The 19469-nt window shown below is 32.1% G+C and carries 19 protein-coding genes; 12 read left to right on the top strand and 7 right to left on the bottom strand.

Translation table 11 applies throughout. The features are described from left to right. Window positions 1-6: 6 nt before the first annotated feature. The 7 genes from CHB67_RS06515 to CHB67_RS06485 all read left to right on the top strand — a co-directional run bounded on the left by CHB67_RS06515 (window position 7) and on the right by CHB67_RS06485 (window position 6616). Window positions 7-546, top strand: coding sequence for a DUF1599 domain-containing protein (locus tag CHB67_RS06515; protein ID WP_089380947.1), 540 nt, complete (start codon window positions 7-9; stop codon window positions 544-546). A gap of 6 nt (window positions 547-552) precedes the next feature. Continuing rightward, window positions 553-1515, top strand: a complete 963-nt coding sequence (locus CHB67_RS06510; RefSeq protein ID WP_089380946.1) for a DoxX family protein — start codon at window positions 553-555, stop codon at window positions 1513-1515. A gap of 505 nt (window positions 1516-2020) precedes the next feature. Then, window positions 2021-2359 carry a P-II family nitrogen regulator gene (locus CHB67_RS06505; protein ID WP_089380945.1) on the top strand — a complete coding sequence of 113 codons (339 nt, stop codon included), beginning with the start codon at window positions 2021-2023 and terminating at the stop codon, window positions 2357-2359. Between the two features lie 39 nt (window positions 2360-2398). Next, window positions 2399-3595, top strand: a complete 1197-nt coding sequence (locus CHB67_RS06500; protein WP_089380944.1) for an ammonium transporter — start codon at window positions 2399-2401, stop codon at window positions 3593-3595. 48 nt (window positions 3596-3643) lie between these two features. Next, window positions 3644-4660, top strand: coding sequence for an outer membrane beta-barrel protein (locus CHB67_RS06495; protein ID WP_089380943.1), 1017 nt, complete (start codon window positions 3644-3646; stop codon window positions 4658-4660). 307 nt (window positions 4661-4967) lie between these two features. Then, on the top strand, window positions 4968-5306 hold the full coding sequence (locus tag CHB67_RS06490; RefSeq protein WP_089380942.1) for a P-II family nitrogen regulator: 339 nt from the start codon (window positions 4968-4970) through the stop codon (window positions 5304-5306). Window positions 5307-5332: 26 nt separating this feature from the next. After that, window positions 5333-6616, top strand: a complete 1284-nt coding sequence (locus CHB67_RS06485) for an ammonium transporter (RefSeq protein WP_089380941.1) — start codon at window positions 5333-5335, stop codon at window positions 6614-6616. A 54-nt stretch (window positions 6617-6670) separates the two neighbouring features. Here CHB67_RS06485 and CHB67_RS06480 read toward each other — a convergent pair whose 3' ends face one another. Further along, a complete protein-coding gene (locus CHB67_RS06480) occupies window positions 6671-7288 on the bottom strand; it encodes a DUF1684 domain-containing protein (RefSeq protein WP_089380940.1) in 618 nt (205 codons plus the stop codon). Between the two features lie 250 nt (window positions 7289-7538). Here CHB67_RS06480 and CHB67_RS06475 point away from each other — a divergent pair, with 250 nt between their 5' ends. Further along, window positions 7539-8753, top strand: a complete 1215-nt coding sequence (locus CHB67_RS06475) for an MDR family MFS transporter (protein WP_089380939.1) — start codon at window positions 7539-7541, stop codon at window positions 8751-8753. Between the two features lie 53 nt (window positions 8754-8806). On the opposite strand, the gene CHB67_RS06470 is transcribed toward CHB67_RS06475, so the two are convergent. Then, window positions 8807-9574, bottom strand: a complete 768-nt coding sequence (locus CHB67_RS06470; protein WP_089380938.1) for a DeoR/GlpR family DNA-binding transcription regulator — start codon at window positions 9572-9574, stop codon at window positions 8807-8809. A gap of 297 nt (window positions 9575-9871) precedes the next feature. Here CHB67_RS06470 and CHB67_RS06465 point away from each other — a divergent pair, with 297 nt between their 5' ends. Genes CHB67_RS06465 through CHB67_RS06450 form a run of 4 tightly spaced genes read left to right on the top strand, consistent with a single transcriptional unit; the run spans window position 9872 to window position 14538 of the window. Beyond that, on the top strand, window positions 9872-11431 hold the full coding sequence (locus CHB67_RS06465) for a glycerol-3-phosphate dehydrogenase/oxidase (protein ID WP_089381112.1): 1560 nt from the start codon (window positions 9872-9874) through the stop codon (window positions 11429-11431). Window positions 11432-11473: 42 nt separating this feature from the next. Then, entirely contained in the window at window positions 11474-12970 is a 1497-nt protein-coding gene (gene glpK / locus CHB67_RS06460; protein WP_089380937.1) for a glycerol kinase GlpK, read from the top strand. 27 nt (window positions 12971-12997) lie between these two features. After that, window positions 12998-13738: an MIP/aquaporin family protein gene (locus CHB67_RS06455; protein WP_262494280.1), complete on the top strand. Its 741-nt coding sequence runs from the start codon at window positions 12998-13000 to the stop codon at window positions 13736-13738. 32 nt (window positions 13739-13770) lie between these two features. Then, on the top strand, window positions 13771-14538 hold the full coding sequence (locus tag CHB67_RS06450) for a hypothetical protein (RefSeq protein WP_089380935.1): 768 nt from the start codon (window positions 13771-13773) through the stop codon (window positions 14536-14538). 231 nt (window positions 14539-14769) lie between these two features. Here CHB67_RS06450 and trpB read toward each other — a convergent pair whose 3' ends face one another. The 5 genes from trpB to udk form a co-directional block, all read right to left on the bottom strand. Then, entirely contained in the window at window positions 14770-15975 is a 1206-nt protein-coding gene (trpB, locus tag CHB67_RS06445; RefSeq protein WP_089380934.1) for a tryptophan synthase subunit beta, read from the bottom strand. Window positions 15976-16162: 187 nt separating this feature from the next. Beyond that, window positions 16163-17164, bottom strand: coding sequence for a methylmalonyl-CoA mutase family protein (locus tag CHB67_RS06440; protein ID WP_089380933.1), 1002 nt, complete (start codon window positions 17162-17164; stop codon window positions 16163-16165). Further along, window positions 17154-18455, bottom strand: a complete 1302-nt coding sequence (locus tag CHB67_RS06435; protein ID WP_089380932.1) for a methylmalonyl-CoA mutase family protein — start codon at window positions 18453-18455, stop codon at window positions 17154-17156. Before CHB67_RS06435 ends, CHB67_RS06440 begins: the two co-directional genes overlap by 11 nt. A 68-nt stretch (window positions 18456-18523) precedes the next feature. Continuing rightward, a complete protein-coding gene (locus CHB67_RS06430) occupies window positions 18524-18844 on the bottom strand; it encodes an FtsB family cell division protein (RefSeq protein ID WP_089380931.1) in 321 nt (106 codons plus the stop codon). A gap of 3 nt (window positions 18845-18847) precedes the next feature. Beyond that, window positions 18848-19453 carry a uridine kinase gene (gene udk, locus CHB67_RS06425; protein WP_089380930.1) on the bottom strand — a complete coding sequence of 202 codons (606 nt, stop codon included), beginning with the start codon at window positions 19451-19453 and terminating at the stop codon, window positions 18848-18850. Window positions 19454-19469 lie beyond the last annotated feature (16 nt).

Genomic DNA, 19469 nt, shown 5'->3' with positions numbered 1-19469 from the left:
AGTTACATGCAACAAACTTCAAAACAATACAACGCGGTTATTCAAAAATGCCGCTCCTTATATATTAATAAGTTACAAGATTACGGAAGTGCTTGGAGAATTTTACGTTTACCATCGTTAACCGATCAAATTTTTATAAAAGCGCAACGCATTCGTCAGTTGCAACAGAATGATACTCGAAAAGTTGATGAAGGTGAAGTTTCTGAATTTATAGGAATTATTAATTATGCTGTAATGGCACTAATTCAGTTAGAAAAAGGCGTTGTAGAACAGCCAGATATTGAAACAGAAGAAGCAGTTGCTTTATACGACAAGCATATTGCAATTACAAAGCAGTTAATGGAAGATAAAAATCATGATTATGGCGAAGCTTGGCGCGATATGCGTGTAAGTTCTTTAACCGATTTAATTCTTCAAAAACTATTACGTGTAAAACAAATTGAAGATAACAAAGGGAAAACAATTGTTTCCGAAGGAATTGATGCAAATTATCAGGATATGATAAATTATGCTGTTTTTGCTTTAATTCATTTAAACGAAAATTAGTAGTATATGAAAGCCATTGTATTTATAGTTAGATTATTTGTTGCCATAACATTTATTTTTTCTGGATTTGTAAAACTAGTAGATCCGTTAGGTTCTGCATACAAGTTTCAAGAATACTTTGGTGCTGATGTATTGAATTTGGAATTTTTAATTCCGTATGCACTGCCATTCTCAATTTTATTAATCTTGGCTGAAATTATGTTGGGAGTTATGCTGTTAGTTGGTTATTTTCCAAAATTTACTGCTTGGAGTTTGCTAGGTATTATGTTGGTGTTTTTATTTTTAACTTGGTATTCTGCTTATTATGATAAGGTGACAGATTGTGGTTGCTTTGGAGATGCTGTTAAATTAACCGCTTGGGGTACGTTTTATAAAAACATTATTTTAATAGCTTTTGTGTTGTTATTGGTTTTGAAAGTAAAGCTTATTCATCCTGTTTTTGGACTGAGCGCAGGTAAATGGATTACTTTTTTATCATTTTCCACCTTTTTATATATTACATACCATGTATTGGTGCATTTACCAATAATTGATTTTAGGCCTTATGCTATTGGTAAAAGTATTCCTGAAGGGATGGAGTATATAGGTGAAGAAGAACCTCCAATTCATGATTTTTATCTAGAATCTGTTGATGGTGAAGATTTGACAGATGCTGTTCTTGCTAATGATAAAATAATGTTGGTAGTTGCTTACAATTTATCTAAAAGTGATTTGCAAGGATTTACAGGTGTTAAAACAGTTTCTGATGTTGCAATTAATAATGGGTATACCGTTTATTTATTGTCTTCTTCTATGGATGAAGATTATCAAAAGATTAAAACAGACTACGATTTAAATTTTGAGATGCTTTTTGGAGATGAAACAATGCTTAAAACAATTATTAGATCAAATCCTGGAGTTCTTATCTTAAATAAAGGGACCGTAACAGGCAAATGGAGTTGGTCTGATGCTGCTAAAATTACATTCTAAATCCAATTAAGCGATTACTATTATTCTGTTTCGCTTTATTTTTTTCTAAATTTTTCAGGTTTTAGATGTTTCTTGTTATAAAATCTAAACTATTTTTTATTTTTCCTTATACTATCCTACGATTCTTTTATACTATTTAGTTTAATTTTTTAATATTTTCATTGTTCAATCTTAAAAAAAGAGTGAATAATTGTCGTTTTTTATTCACTAGATTAACCATCATCGCTTTTTTAGTTGCTTGAAGGTTAAAATTGATGTTGATTTATGTTAAAATAGCATAGTAATTTTTTTACTGAACTTATTCTTTTTCATTTTCTTGGAAAACATTCTTATTTATTAATTTGTTAATAATATAAAAATTAACATAATTTTATTATACCTATAAAAAAACAGGGGTAAAAATCTATAAAACATAAAAATAATATTTTACCCCCTAAAAAATTAGGGGGTAAAATAAAATAAATATATTTTTGACTCGAAATCAATTATAAAAATCATTTTTATTATGAAGAAAATCGAAGCTATTATTCGAAAATCAAAATTTGATGAAGTTAAGGATGCTTTACATCAAATAGAAGTTAATTTTTTTAGTTACTGGGATGTAACTGGAGTAGGAAATGAAAAACAAGGTCATGTTTATAGAGGTGTTAGTTATAGTACTACTGATATACAGCGCAGGTATTTATCAATAGTAGTTTCAGACCCATTTTTAGAGATAGCTGTAGATGCAGTTTTAAAGTCTGCTTTTACAGGTTCAGTAGGTGATGGTAAAATATTCGTTTCAAATATTGAGGAGACTTATAGAATAAGAACGAAAGAAAAGGGCATCGAAGCTGTAAAATAAATTTAGATAAAACGAACAAACAATTTAAACAAGAATATTATGGAAGCTAACGCTGTTTTAGATTTAATGTGGATAGTAATCTGCGGGATTTTAGTGTTTTTTATGCAAGCAGGATTTACGCTTGTTGAGACTGGTTTTACCAGATCAAAAAATGCGGGGAATATTATTATGAAAAATATTATGGACCTTTGTATCGGTACTATTGGTTTTTGGGCCATTGGTTACACGGTAATGTATGGAGAAACAATAGGGTCTTTTATAGGTTCTCCAACTTTATTTTATAGCAATTCGGAAGATATGCACAATTTGTTCTTTCAAACCGTTTTTGCAGCAACAGCAGCAACAATTGTTTCTGGAGCTGTAGCGGGGAGAACAAAATTTTCAACATATATCATTTTCTCATTTATTATGACTGTAGTTATTTATCCAATTTCTGGTCACTGGGTGTGGCAAGGTGAAGGTTGGTTAACTGAACTAGGTTTTATTGATTTTGCAGGTTCAACTGTAGTGCACTCTGTTGGTGGATGGGCTGCTTTAGTTGGTGCAATTTTAGTAGGTCCAAGAATTGGAAAATATACAAACGGAAAATCAAATGCAATCCCAGGTCACAACTTATTAATTGGAGCTTTAGGGGTGTTAATCCTATGGTTAGGTTGGTTTGGTTTTAACGCTGGTTCTGAATTGGCAATTTCTGGAGATAGTGCAAATGCTGTTGCAGGAATCGTAATTACTACCAATTTAGCTGCTGCTGCGGGTGCAGTAACGGCAATGATTGTGTCTTGGATTTCTTATGGTAAGCCTGATATTTCAATGACATTGAACGGTGCTTTAGCAGGTTTAGTAGCAATTACAGCTGGTTGTGCTGCTGTTAGTCCGGTAGGTGCTTTAATTATTGGAATTATAGGAGGTGCTGTTGTAGTATTCTCAATTGACTTTATTGATAAAAAATTAAATATTGACGATCCAGTAGGTGCTGTTTCAGTTCACGGTGTTTGTGGTGCTTTAGGTACATTATTGGTTGGTGTATTTGCAACTGATGGAGGTTTACTTTATGGTGGTGGATTTGCTCAATTAGGAGTGCAGGCAATTGGTGTGTTAGCAATTGGTGCTTGGGCGGTTGTTACAGCATTTATAGTGTTGTTTGTTTTGAAGAAAACAATTGGTCTTAGAGTTTCTAAAGAAGAAGAAGTAGACGGATTAGATATACACGAGCATAAATCAAACGTATACAACTAATCAAAATTTTCAAGAACATTAAATTAAATAAAAACAAGAACAGGAATTATGAAAACAATTAAAAAAATAGTACTAGTATTAATTGCGGTATTTTCAGTAGGAATAATGAATGCGCAAGAAGAAAAAGAAGAAAAGAAATTTACAATAAGTGGTTCTGTAGATGCGTATTATCAAGCGTATTTATCAGCTCCAGATAATGATGGTCAATCATTTGGAACTGCTTTTGCAGAAAATTCAGGATTTGCAGTTGGTATGGGGAACGTAGTTTTTGCTTATGAAGGTGAAAAAGTAGGAGCAGTACTTGATCTAGTTACTGGGCCAAGAGGTGCAAGCGCAACTTTTAATTCTGATATTGTTGATGGTATTGTTAATCAAGCATATGTGTACTACAATGTTTCTGATAAGACAACGCTTACAATGGGTAGATTTAATACGTTCTTAGGGTATGAGGTTATTTCTCCTGTAGCAAATTTCAACTACAGTACATCATATTTATTCTCTAGCGGTCCTTTTTCTCACGTTGGTATAAAAGCTGATTTTGCTTTGTCTGAAGATTTTAGCTTAATGTTGGCTGTTACTAATCCTTGGGATACAAATGATACTTCTATGTCGGGTGAATATGCACTTGGTGCTCAATTAGGTTTCAAAGGTCAATATCTTAACTTATATTATGACAGTGGTAATAGCGGTGGTTTAGGTTTTGAAATTGATTATACTGGTGGATTTGATGTTACAGATTCTTTCTTCTTCGGAATTAATGCAGCTTATAATGATAATGATGGGTCTGGATTCTACGGAGTTGCTTTATACCCTCAATTAGCTACTTCTGATGCTTTCTCGGTTGGTTTAAGAGGTGAGTATTTTGGTTTGCATGGGGATGCAAATCCTGCAGAAGAAAGTGTTTTAGGTCTTACTTTAACGGGGAGTTATAGTGTTGAGAACTTGACAATTAAGCCAGAAATTAGATTAGATTCTTGGAGTGATTCTATGCCTTATATGGATGCGGATGGAATGCCATCTGATAATTTATCTTCTTTCTTAGTTGCTGCAATATATGCGTTCTAGGATAACACAATTTTAAAAATAAGAATATGCTATTTTGTATGACATTTTAATTTAATAAGTGAAATAGGTTAAAATTCATATTAATAGTTATTAATTCTAATATTAGGTTTGGTTTAACACCCAATGAATTTATTCATTGGGTGTTTTTTATTTATATGTAAATTATTGCTTTAATTTAAATATTATTTAACAAATAGGGGTGAAAATAAAAATATGTATAAAAATTAGGATTGACCCCTATAAAAATTAGGGGGTAACAAATAAAAAATATATTTTTGGGTTCGATTAACTAAATATTTAAGTAATTATGAAGAAAATTGAGGCGATTATTCGCAAATCTAAATTCAATGAAGTTAAAGAAGCGCTGCATGAAATTGAAGTTAATTTTTTTAGCTACTGGGATGTGACCGGAGTAGGGAATGAAAAACAAGGTCATGTATATAGAGGTGTTAGTTATAGTACTTCTGATATCCAAAGAAGATATTTATCAATTGTAGTTTCAGATCCGTTTTTAGAAAGAACTATTGATGCGTTGTTGAATTCTGCTTACACGGGTATTGTTGGTGATGGTAAGATATTTGTTTCTGATGTTGAAGAAACTTATAGAATAAGGACAAAAGAGCGTGGATCAGATTCACTTAAATAAGATTTAAATAAAAATATAGTTATATTATGGAGAATACATTATTTACAGTAAATAACGTATGGATGATGATTTGTACCTCATTGGTATTTTTAATGCATTTAGGATTTTCATTGTTAGAGATTGGCTTAACACGTCAAAAAAATACAATTAACATTCTATTTAAAAACGTATTTATTATTTCAATGGGTTTAGTGTTATACACGCTAATAGGTTTTAATTTAATGTACCCAGGTTCTTTTATTGCTGGGGTTGTGCCTGATTATTTTTTCGATTTATTTGGGTTAAACTTACCAGAAAACGGTTTAACAGCAGCTTATGCTGACGGGGGTTATACCTATTGGACAGATTTCCTTTTTCAAGCTATGTTTGCTGCTACTGCTGCTACTATAGTTTCAGGTGCTGTTGCTGAAAGAATGAAATTAGGTGCTTTTATGATTTTTACCATTATTTACGTTGGTTTAATTTATCCAATTGTGGGTTCTTGGCAATGGGGAGGCGGATGGCTTTCAACACTTGGAAACGAAGTAAACGCTGCTGGTGAACTAATTTCAGAAGCTGGTTTTTATGATTTCGCGGGTTCAACCTTAGTGCATTCAGTAGGAGGATGGGCTGCTTTGATTGCAGTTTGGTTATTAGGTGCTAGAATTGGTAAGTTTAAGAAAGATGGTTCTGTTGGAGCAATACCAGGGCATAATATGCCTTTTGCAACTGCAGGTGTGTTTTTATTATGGTTAGGGTGGTTTGGTTTTAATGGAGGTTCTGTACTTTCAGCTGATCCAGGAAAAACTTCCTTGGTATTGGTAACAACTTGTATAGCAGCTGCATCAGGTGGATTGTCTGCATTTTTAGTCTCATTGTTTAAATACAAACAATATGATTTGTCGATGTTTTTAAATGGTGTGCTTGGAGGTTTAGTGGGAATTACTGCAGGAGCTGATATTATGAGTGTTACAGATGCTATGGTAATTGGGTTTATTGCTGGTGGATTAATTGTGTTAGGTGTAGCTTTAGTTGATAAATTGAAATTAGATGATCCAGTTGGAGCTATAGCAGTTCATTTAATTTGTGGTGTATGGGGAACTTTAGCTGTAGGTGTTTTTGGTGAGCTTGCTGGTTGGAAACAATTCGGTTATCAACTAGTAGGTGTGTTCGCGGTTAGTGCTTTTTGTTTAATTAGTGCGTATGCAATTATTAAAACGTTGAAAAGTACCTCGGGAATACGTGTGAGTAAAGAGGAAGAGCAAGATGGTTTAGATATTCACGAACATGGAATGGATGCTTATCCTGATTTTCGTTTAAATCAACATTAATAATATTTTATTCTTATTAGAAAAGCCTTCGTTGATTTGTTAATGAAGGCTTTTTTAATGGTGTTTTTTATAATCTTTTACACCAGCTGTAATTGCAATTGGTAAATTGTTTTCTGAAGGTGGAACGGGGCAAGAGTATTTATGATTGTAAGCACAGTAAGGATTGTACGCTTTGTTAAAATCAATAATTATTGTGTTGTTCTCTGCTGAAGATGTTTCTAAGTCAATAAAGCGTCCGCCGCTATAACTTGATATTCCATTTGTTAGATCGTTAAAAGGTAAAAACAATAAATTTTGATGATTAATTGTGTTTGAATAATCTTGACTTTGATATAAATTCAAGGTGCATTTTTCACCATTCAGCGTAAAATATGCAATTCCATAAATTTTAAACAATGGCAATCTATCTGTAGTAGTTTGCATTTCAAAAATGGGTGAATTAGGAGTTAATTCTAATTTAGCTTCAATTTGATAGTTTTTATCAATAGTAAAAAAATCTAACCCTCTAAAAGTGGGTAAATCTTCTTTAGTTAAAGGTGATTCAGAGGCATCTGCATATTGCGTATTTAATTCATATTGAAATTGCTTAATAGTATCTTCGTATGTTTGTTTTGGAGTGTGGCAGCTGTTGAATAGGATGATGCATAATATGAAGAAATAAATGTGTTTCATTTTTTGAAATTTTAATAAACTAAAATACGAATTATTTTAATGAGGTTGATTAAAGTTTTTTGTTTCATTTTTTTTCGTAGTTTTGAACTTTAATAAATTGAAGTAATGAATAATTGTAAATTATATAGTACCGTAAAGAAAGTGGTTTGTAAAAACTGCAGGGTTGTATATGTGTTATAGTTATTTAAAAATAAATAATAAAAAATCATTTTAAACCCAGCCAAGCGCTGGGTTTTTTAATTTTATAGAAATGGTAAAAAAAATATTAATATCATACCAAGATTCGTTTAGTGGGTTGTCTAAAGAGGTTTGGTGGTTGGCACTAATTACTTTTATAAATAGGGCAGGAACTATGGTGCTGCCATTTCTGTCGCTCTATTTAACAGAAGATTTAAATTTAGAATTTGGGCAAGTGGGGTGGATTATGACCAGTTTTGGTTTAGGTTCTTTGTTGGGTTCTTATTTAGGTGGAAAGTTAACAGATCAATTTGGTTTTTACAGAGTAATGATTTGGAGTTTATTGTTAACCGGATTTTTGTTTATTGGCTTGCAATACATAAATTCATTTGAAGGATTTGCTATTGGTATTTTTATGACTATGACAGTTGCAGATACCTTTAGACCCGCTATGTTTGTATCTTTAAAAGCATATAGTAAGCCTAAAAATCAAACGCGATCATTAACGCTAATACGGTTGGCAATTAATTTAGGCTTTTCATTTGGACCTTTTTTAGGAGGTCTAATTATTGCGTCTCTTAATTATTTAGGTCTTTTTTGGGTTGATGGAATTACTTGTGTTTCGGCTGTTGTATTGATGCTTTTTGTGCTGAAGCAAAAAGAATTTCATGCTAAAACGGTTGAGGAGGTGGAAGTTAAAAGTGGTAGTTTTACTTCTGTTTATCAAGACAAACCGTATTGGATATTTTTGGCTGTAGTTTTTTTAATGGGTTTTATATTTTTACAATTATTTACCACCATGCCTTTGTATTATAAGGAGATACATTCGTTAACCGAAGTGCAAATAGGTTTGATAATGTCGCTAAATGGATTTTTAATATTTTTATTAGAAATGCCTTTAATCCATTATATTGAACAAAAACTATTGAATAAAATGAAAATTATAACCTGGAGTTTGATGTTATTTTCATTTAGTTTTTTAATATTAAATATTTCACTTTGGACAGGGGTTTTAATAATAGGAATGTTATTTATAACTGTAGGGGAAATGTTAGCGTTTCCTTTTACTAATAATTTTGCAATGAATAGAGCTCCTAGTGGTAAAGAAGGGCGATATTTAGCGTTATATTCTATGGCTTTTTCTTTTGCGCATATTTTTAGTGCAAAAATAGGTATGGAAATTATTGATAGGTTTGGCTATGCAGCCAATTGGTATTTAATGGGTGGTTTAGGATTGGTGGCGGTTTTATTAATGATTTTGTTGCGTAAATCTTTAAGGATTACTTAAAGGAAATTTATCCTATAAATAAGTTTATACACTTTATAGGATAGTGTCTCTTTTTATACAATGGTAACGTCAATACCCAATTCAAAAAGTTTATTTTTTGTTTTAGTCTCAATGCCGCTATCTGTAATAATTTGGTCTACATCGTCAAGACCACAAATTCTTCCAAATCCTTTTCTTCCAAATTTACTGGAGTCTGCAAGAACAATTATTTTTTGGGCTGCCTTTATCATTTCTTTGTTTAAAGAAGCTTCCATGGAGCTGGTTGTTGTTAGTCCGTAGTCTAAATCTATACCGTCAACACCTAAAAATAGTTTGGTAAAAGTAAATTCGGCGAGCATTTTCTCTCCAATGGGGCCAACAACTGAAGATGAGCTAGCCCTTACAATACCTCCAAGTTGCATAACATCAATATTTGGGTTTTCAGACAAAATTAAAGAGGTGTTTAGAGAAGCTGATAAAACCGTAAGTCCTTCAACGGGTTTAATATTTCTTGCAAATTCAATAACCGAAGTTCCTGATGCTATAATAATACTATCAAAAGGCTCTAAAGTGAGTCCGGCTGCAATTGCAATCAAATTTTTTTCTTTTGTCTGTAGCTTTTCTTTTACATTAACATGGTGTTCTGTAATATATGGATCAGCGGGAATGGCTTTTCCGTGTGTGCGAAATAATAAGTTTCTTTCTTCTAATAGTTTTAAATCCTTTCGTATTGTTACTAACGAAACACTAAATTCTTGACTTAAATCATTTACTGTTACAAATCCATTCGTTTTTAGTTTGTCTAGGATTAATTTATGTCGTTCTGCAATATTTAAGACCATTTTCTCAATTTTTTATAAGACAAATATACATTATAAATGAAACATACCGAAGATATAATGTGTACTGTTTTGTTTATTTGAGTTGATAATCACTAGATATATTTGTTTAATTCATTGATATGTAGTTAGTTTTAGGTTAGTTTGGTTTTTTTTGAAGTTAACTTTCGTTTCGTTTTTATGATAAATATCATTATTCTTGTAAAAAAACAAAAAATAACTTTCGTATTGTTTCGTTTTGTTTTATGTTTACAGTGTAAAAAACAATTTAGTACCAAAAAAAAGATAAAAGATAGTGTCATGGAGAGAAATGAAATGATCGATAGAGTTAGTAGTGAAAATAAGATGTATGATTTTATAATTATTGGAGGTGGAGCTACAGGAATTGGTATTGCTCTAGAAGCTTCAGCTAGGGGATATTCAGTAGTTTTACTTGAAAAATCAGACTTTACGAAATCGACTTCGAGTAAAAGTACAAAATTAGTTCATGGTGGTGTTCGTTATTTAGCGCAAGGTGATGTTGGTTTAGTAAGAGAGGCTGTTGTTGAAAGAGGTTTGTTGACTCAAAACGCACCTCATTTAGTTAAAAGTCAGTCTTTTATAATTCCAACTCACGGGTTGTTTGATGAACTTCAATATACGGTAGGGTTAACATTGTATGATTTATTGGCAGGAAAATATAGCTTGGGCAGATCTAGAAGAATTTCAAAATCTAAAACTCTTAAACGTATTTCAACAATTAATTCAAAAAAAATATCAGCGGGTGTAGTTTATTTTGATGGTCAATTTGATGATACAAGGTTGGCAATTAACACATTACAAACTGCTGTTGGAAATGGAGCTATTGTAATTAATTATTGTGATGTAAACGGGTTAATAAAAGATGATAATGGGATTGTTTCTGGTGTGAAATTTACAGATCAAGAAGCTGGAAAAGATTACGAAATAAAAGGAAAGCAAGTTGTGAACGCAACAGGTGTATTTGCTGATGATGTTTTAATGATGGATTCACCCAATGCTGAAAAAACAATTGCTCCAAGTCAAGGGGTTCATTTGGTATTAGATAAATCATTTTTGCCAGATAATGACGCAATTATGATTCCAAAGACAGATGATGGTAGGGTTCTATTTTTAGTACCTTGGCATAATAGAGTTGTGGTGGGTACAACAGATACTCCTATTGAAAAAGAATCATTAGAGCCTATAGCTTTAGAGGAAGAAATTGAATTTATTTTAAAAACAGCTGCTCGTTATCTAACAAAGGCGCCTAAGAGAACTGATGTTTTAAGTGTTTTTGCAGGATTGAGACCTTTGGCAGCTTCAAAAGGAAAAGGAAACAAAACGAAAGAAATTTCAAGAAGTCATAAAATTTTCGAATCTAAATCGGGGTTGCTTACAATGGTTGGTGGTAAGTGGACAACTTACAGGAAGATGGGGGAAGATTTGGTAGACAAAACTGAGAAAAGAAATGGCTGGTCGCATATTGAAACAAAGACTAAACATATGAGAATTAAGGGGTATAAAGAAGATGTAGATTATAATAACCCTTTGTATTTCTACGGAAGTGATGAAGATGCAATTTTGAAATTGTCGAAAGAAAAAGGAATGAGTGAATCGATTAGTACTTCTCTTGATGTTATTAATGCTCAAGTAGTGTGGGCTGTAAAACACGAAATGGCGCGTACTGTTGAAGATTTTCTAGCTCGTAGAACTCGCTGTCAATTGTTAGATGCTATAGAGAGTATTAAAATGGCTCCGCAAGTTGCAAAAATAATGGCAGCAGAATTAAAGCAAGATGAGGCTTGGGAAAAAAAGCAAGTAGGTGACTACATAGAGGTAACCTCTAATTATATTTTATAAATATAAATTCAAATTTAATAACCATAATAACCAAACATAAAAATGAAAAATAAATTAATTTTATCCTTAGACCAAGGAACGACCTCTTCCAGAGCGATTTTATTTAATCATAACGGAGAAATTGTAAGAGTATCTCAAAAACCTTTTGAGCAAATTTTCCCAAAACCAGGATGGGTAGAGCATAATCCAAATGATATATGGTCTTCACAAATATCAGTTGCTGCAGAAGTTACAGCTCAAGAAGGTATTTCTGGTGAAGGAATCGCTGCAATAGGAATCACTAATCAAAGAGAAACTACAATTGTATGGGATCGCGAAACTAGTGAGCCAATATATAATGCAATTGTATGGCAAGATAGAAGAACTGCTAAATATTGCGATGAGTTAAAAGATGCTGGTCATATTGATATGATTAAAAAGAAAACAGGTTTAGTTTTAGATGCTTACTTTTCTGCTACAAAATTAAAATGGATTCTTGATAATGTAGAAGGGGCAAGAGAAAAAGCTGAAGCAGGTAAATTATGCTTTGGAACAGTTGATACTTGGCTGGTATGGAAATTAACAAGAGGTAATATGTTTATTACTGATGTTTCAAATGCAAGTAGAACTATGTTGTTAAACATTCACACTTTAGAGTGGGATGCAGAATTATTAGAATTGTTTAACATTCCAAAGGCTATTTTGCCAACAGTAAAACAGAGTAGTGAAATTTATGGGGAAACAGCAACAACGTTGTTCTCAACTAAAATTCCTATTGCTGGTATAGCTGGTGATCAACAAGCTGCATTGTTTGGTCAAATGTGTACAAAACCTGGAATGGTTAAAAATACCTACGGAACAGGTTGTTTCTTGTTAATGAATACCGGTGAAAAGGCTGTTTATTCTGAAAATAATTTATTAACCACTGTTGGTTGGAAAATTAAAGGGAAAACCACTTATGCTTTAGAAGGAAGTGTGTTTGTTGGAGGTGCTGCAATCCAATGGTTAAGAGATGGTGCAAAGTTAGTAAAAACAGCTCCTGGTATAAATCATTTAGCAGAAACTGTAGAAGATAATGGTGGTGTGTATTTTGTGCCAGCTTTAACGGGAATGGGAGCTCCTTATTGGGATCAATATGCTCGTGGAACTATGATGGGAATTACAAGAGGAACAACAGATGCTCATATTGCTCGTGCAACGTTAGAAGGAATTGCTTTTCAAGTGTACGATATTGTAAAAGCTATGGAAGCTGATGCTGGTGAAGAAAGTATTGAATTGAGAGTTGATGGTGGTGCGGCAGCAAGTAATTTGTTAATGCAAATTCAATCAGATTTATTTGGATTTAAAATTATAAGACCAAAAACATTAGAAACAACTGCTTTAGGAGCGGCTTATTTAGCTGGTTTAGCAGTGGGTTATTGGGATAGTGTTGATGATATTCAATCTCAGTGGGTTGTAGATGAAGAGTTTCTTCCGCAATTAGCAGAAGACAAAGTCGAAAAGATGTTGCATTACTGGCATAAAGCAGTAAAATGTGCTCAAAATTGGATCGAAGAGTAAAATCAACCATTAATCAAACAAATTAAAATTATGTCAATTCTAGTAGCAGAAATATTAGGGACTATGTTGCTTATTTTATTAGGGAACGGAGTTGTAGCTAATGTTGTATTAAACGGAACAAAAGGAAACAATTCAGGGTGGATTGTAATAACTACAGGTTGGGCCTTAGCCGTATTTGTAGGTGTAATAGTGGCGGGTCCTTATAGTGGAGCGCATTTAAATCCAGCAGTAACGGTTGCTTTGGCAACAGCAGGGAAACTTTCTTGGGATTTAGTTCCTGAATATATTGCAGGAGAAATGATTGGGGCAATGTTAGGAGCTTTATTAGTGTGGATTTTTTATAAAGATCACTTTAAGTCAACTGAAGATGAAGGTGGTAAATTAGCTTGTTTTAGTACAGGGCCAGCAATTAAAAATACTTTTTCAAACTTAATAAGTGAAATTATAGGAACTTTTGTTTTAGTATTTGTAATATTTTATTTAGCGGGTCCAAGTCTAGATATTCTTGGAGATGTAGATGCAAGAGCAATAATAGGTTTAGGTTCTATTGGAGCGGTACCTGTTGCGTTTCTTGTGTGGGTGATCGGTTTGTCTTTAGGAGGGACAACAGGATATGCTATCAATCCAGCTAGAGATCTAGGGCCAAGAATTATGCATGCAATTTTACCGGTAAAAGGTGGGAGCGACTGGGGTTATGCTTGGATTCCTGTTGTAGGTCCAATTATTGGAGCTGTAATAGCTGCTCTATTGTACGTTACATTAGTCTAAAAATGGATTTATAGAATATTAAAATTAAAATAATGAAAAAAATAATATTAGTAGTATTAGTCGCGGTTTTATCTGTTCAAATTAGCGTCGCTCAAGAAACTGAATTGAAGGATAGTCCTGTTGATTTTACGGTAAGTTTAAAATCAAATCATTTATGGAGAGGTTTGGTAATTACAGATAAACCTATGTTTTCTGTTCAAACAATTTTTACACTGAATGAATCTAAAACCTTTACAGCTGGTTTTTGGGGTGGTATGGCTATCTCAAATGAAAGTGATGGAACTCATTATAAAGAAATAGATTATTATGTGCAGTTTGCTAAGAATGGATTTTCTATTGGGTTATGGGATTTATTTAATACAAGAGGTTTAGTAAATCCTGATATTTGGGATTACGATAAAGAAACTTCTAGACACTTATTGGATTTAAGAACGTCGTATAATTTTGGAGAGAAATTCCCTTTAACTTTAGAAGCTGATGTTTTGTTATTTGGAAGTGTAGATTCTCAAAATACTAATGGAGATTTTGAGCAACGTTATTCAACTTATGTACAAGTGGCATATCCTTTAGTTCAAGATTCGAAAGTAGATTTAAATGCCTTTGTTGGTGCAGGTTTTTCTTTTAATGGTGACACACACCTTTATGGTGATGGAGAACAAAACTTTGATATTGTAAATGTAGGTATAACAGCTTCAAAAATATTAAAAGTTTCAACTTTAAGAATACCTGTAGAGGCGACTACGATGTGGAATCCTTCTACTAAAATAGCAAGAATTCAGTTTGCAATAAAACTGTTTTAAAAACGAGAATAAAATTTAATTACATTAAATATTTTACGTTCGAAGAGCCCATAATTCAGATTTTAACAATCGATTGTGGGCTTTTTTTTATTGAACAATGGTTGTGAATTTGTTTGGCCTATGAAATCTAATCTTCTGTAGCCTTATATCTTCAATTCATAATAAAACATAAAAGAGGTTAACTGAAATTTTAGTTAACCTCTTTTTAATAAGAAATAGGAAAAGCCTTATTTATTTAGGAATTCCGTAATTTTCAACAACATAATCTAAATCTTTATCGCCTCTACCGCTTAAATTAACCAAAATAGATTGTTTAGGATTTTCTTTTGCTAATTTTAAGGCATAAGCAACCGCATGGGCACTTTCAAGCGCAGGAATAATACCTTCCATTCTGCTTAATTCAAAAAAGGCATCTATACATTCTTTGTCAGAAATACAGTCGTAAGTAACCTTTTCTAAGTCTTTTAACATGCTATGTTCAGGGCCTACACCAGGATAATCTAATCCACTTGCAATTGAATGTACAGGAGCAGGCTCGCCGTTTTCATCTTGCAGTGTATAACATTTAAATCCGTGAATAATTCCAGGGGAGCCTAAAGTCATAGTAGCGGCATGTTCACCAATAGTTTCTAGCGATTTTCCTCCCGGTTCAATACCGTATAATTTACATTCTTCATCTTCTAAAAAAGCTGAAAAAATTCCCATTGCATTACTTCCTCCACCAACACAAGCAACAACATTGTCTGGAAGTTCTCCAGTCATATCAAAAAATTGATCTTTAGCTTCAATGCCTACAACACGCTGAAAATCGCGAACCATCATAGGGAATGGGTGTGGACCAACTACAGATCCAATACAGTAAATTGTATTTATAGGGTCCTGTAAATATGCGCCAAAAGCACTATCAACAGCTTCTTTTAAAGTTTTTAGACCGTGTGTTACTGGTACAACTGTAGCGCCCAAAATCTTCATTCTTAAAACGTTTGGATACTCTTTAGCAATATCAACTTCACCCATATGAATTTCACATTCCAATCCAAAATAAGCGGCAGCTGTAGCTAAAGCAACTCCGTGTTGTCCTGCTCCGGTTTCAGCAATTAATTTCTTTTTTCCCAAATGCTTTGCAAGTAAAGCTTCGCCCATACAATGGTTTAACTTATGAGCTCCGGTATGATTTAAATCTTCTCTTTTTAAATAAATTTGACCTCCATATTTTTGAGATAACCTGTGGCAGTGATACACAGGGGTTGGTCTTCCTTGAAAGTGTTTACGAATATCTCGAAGTTCAGAAATAAATTTATGAGATTTGCTTATTGAAAAATAAGCATCATTAATTTTTTTCATTTCTTCTTCTAATTGTGGGGGTATAAATGCGCCACCATATTCATTAAAAAAACCTTCTTTGTTTGGGTACTTTTTGAAATAATTTTCTGACATTTTTCTATTATTTTATAACTGTATTTTTGGAATTAGTTTCTGTAAAAATTATTTACAGGCGGTTTAAAAACAGTTTCTAAGATAAGATTTTTTTTGAACTAAATTTAAAATAATTAGATCATATTAATAGCGGGGTTGCAGTTTGTTAGTTTTGAGTTATTGTTATCGGATATTTTAAATATTTTGGTTATTTATTTTTTAGCCCTTCAAATAACAGCCAAGCTTTAGATGTAATTTCAGCGGTTTTTTGCTCCATATAATTAGAACCAGCCCAAGGGTCAACCGTTTTTGTAATGCCTGTTTCTTCAAGCGCAACTAATTGCTCAGTTTCAAAAGAAGTTGCACTTTGATAACCTCCAAAAATAGCAGGTAAAATAGTTGTTGCGTTTTCAATTGTTGCGTGTAATTTTAAAGCGTAAGATGCTTGTTTTTTAGGGTTGAATAAATGTATTATTTTTGCCCAAAGCATTCTTGCGGATCTTGCTTTTGCTATTTCAATAAAATGCTTGTTGCCGAGTTTTAAGTTGAATGAAATCTTGTTAGCGATGCTGTCAATTGTGTTGCCTTTGGAAACATGATGCTGAATACATACATAAGAAGTAAATAATAAATCTGCCAAATCAGCTTCAGGAGTTTTATTTTCTATTGAACGTGTGTTTGAAATCTCTATACTTTTAATGTTATGTTGAATAAAATACTCAAAAACATCAATAATATTTGCTGAAGTATTTAATTGAATATTGAAGTTTAAATTTTCAAGAGATGTTTGTAATTCCCTTAATCCTAAGTTAAGTAGTTTAATTACGTTAAGAGTATTATTCTCTGTGTAAATGGTGATTTCTAAATTTTGTAATTTAATTTCGTTGAATAATGTTTTTACATCTTCTGTGTTGGATATGAGTATGCCTCCAGTTTCCTTTTCATCAATTGGATTGGTGTTGTTGGAATTAATGTGAAAAGTAAAATATTTATAGCCTTTTGTAATATGTTCTTTTATAAAAGTATTGCATTTTTGAGGTGAAGAAAATTCAACAAGTATTTTGGTTTCTAAAGGTTTTTCAAGGTACATAGTTGGGTAAATACCTCTTAAAAAAGGAGCTGTCCCCGCAATAAACTCTTCATGTTCAAAGTACACGTCTTTTTCATTCTGAGTTTCAATTTTTAAGTCTGAAAAATCTTTACGCTTCATTTTTCAATTTTTTTAGTTCCAATTTTTCAGATAATCGTTTTGTTGTTATTGGGATGATTAATGTTTTACGAGCTTTCTTTTTTTGAAGTAGATTTTTATCTACATCTTCTTTTAGTGAGGTAATTTTATTTTGAAACTTATTAGCGCCGACCAAAACTAAAGTTCTAGACTCAAATTGAGTTTGTTCTTTTTGAGCGTTTTCCTTTATTTTTCGTTGAATAGTACCTTCTTTTAATTGTGATAAAAATCCACCACTTTTTTCAATTTCCTTAAAAATGGTCAAGGCTTTTTCCGTAATTTGTTTTGTAATAGCTTCAATATAATAAGTACCTTTAACTATATGTTGCGTGTTTTTTAGCAAGTTGTTTTGTAGTAGTTCTTCGGAAGAAAATTCATTAGAAATAGTATTTGAACCTCCCAAAACAGCGCTCTCAATTTCCGTATTGCTTCGAAACGTATTTGTAATTTTATGAAATAGTGTTTTATTTCGCAGGCTTGGTTCTGAATATATTTGAGCGTTTGCTGAAGTGTTGTACTTTGATAGAATTAAATTGTATAAATATCTGAATGCTCTAATTTTAGAAATTTCAAAGAAATAATTACTACCTGTAGCAAAATTGAATTGAATTTTAGAGGCAATATTGGCATCAAATTTTGTGAAGTATTCATTTACATGCGCCAATGCGTAAGCAACTTGCTGAACGGTATTTGCACCAGCATTTTGATAAATGTTGGCATTTACGCTTAAAATAAATTTTGAATTATTTTTTTGAAGTAAGTTTTCAATAGTTTTAAAATCGGTGTTTAGATTTTTATACCAGTTACCTGTTTTGGCAAGATTCCCAATAATATCTATGTTTAAATAGCTCATTTCATTGCTTAGGAATTCGATTAGTTTCAGTAAAAATTCTTCAGAAAGGAAGTTAAGTTGAAAGTGAAACTCAATATTCTTGTTTAATAAATTTCGAAATACTTCATCAATATTAAAAATAGTATCTGCAACAAATTTTAAAGAATTTACCCCATTTCTAAATGCTTTTATTGCTTCTAAATTTGCTTGTTTTTCATTTGAAATTACAACTTTTTTACAAATTTTAGGATTTATCTCTGCGGAAGGGATTGTAATTTTTTCAAAATCATCTAAATGGTAAAATGGTTTTATGGTGATTCCTTCGTTAGTTTTAGTTAACAATGTTTTGTTATAATCGGCACCTTGTAACTCAAACTGTATTTTTTGTTTCCAAGCAGCGGCTGAGCTTGGTTCAAAATCATTCATAATAAAATCACACATATGCTATTTTGTATTAACTACACCTCAAAAATAATAAAATGAATTTTGAAAGTAGACTTAAACTGAAGCTAATCTTTTGGCAGCGTGTCGTACTCAATTAAGTAGACTTCTTCATTGTCTTTTTTCATATGGTATTTTTCTCTTGCAAATTTTTCTAATTCTTTTTTATCTTCTAGTTTTTTTACAAGTAAACTGTCTTTGTGAATTTCAGATTTATAGTGCTCTTTTTCGCTTTTTAATTTGTTAATATCTTCATCAAACTCTCTGTGATTAAGCCAAGAGTTTTCATCAAAAAATAACATCCATACAATGAAAATAGTTAAAATAATAAAGTATCTATTGGTTAAGACTTTAAAAACGGGCTTATTTTTTAACTGCTTTAACGTCATAAATTAAAGTTTCTGACTAATTACAGTTCTAACAATATCAATAGCTACGGTGTTATATCGATCGTTCGGGATAATAATATCTGCGTAATTTTTTGTAGGCTCAATAAATTGTTGATGCATTGGTTTTAATGTGTTTTGGTAACGTGTTAAAACTTCATTTACATCTCTTCCTCGTTCTTCAATATCTCTACGAACCCTTCTTATCAATCGTTCATCAGCATCGGCATGAACAAATATTTTAATATCGCATAAATCGCGTAGCTCTCTACTGTTAAAAATTAAAATACCTTCAACAATCACCACTTTTCTAGGGTGTGTAATTAGGGTGTCTTTTACCCTGTCATGCGTTACAAATGAATAAACAGGTTGCTCAATAATTTCTCCTTTTCTTAAATCGGAAATATGATTTACAAGTAAATCAAAATCGATAGCTTTTGGGTGGTCAAAGTTTATTTTTGTACGCTCTTGGTAAGTTAAATGATGGGTTTCTTTATAGTAAGAATCTTGTGAAATTACACAAACTTCATCAGCGGGTAGTTCATTTAAAATTTGATTCACAACTGTTGTTTTACCACTCCCTGTTCCTCCGGCAATTCCAATTATAAGCATGTAATTTCTTGTTTAA

The organism is Lutibacter agarilyticus (assembly GCF_900188235.1).
GTDB lineage: Bacteria > Bacteroidota > Bacteroidia > Flavobacteriales > Flavobacteriaceae > Lutibacter > Lutibacter agarilyticus.
The sequence above is the reverse complement of the archived record's forward strand: the minus strand, read 5'-3'. Positions and strand labels throughout refer to the sequence as shown.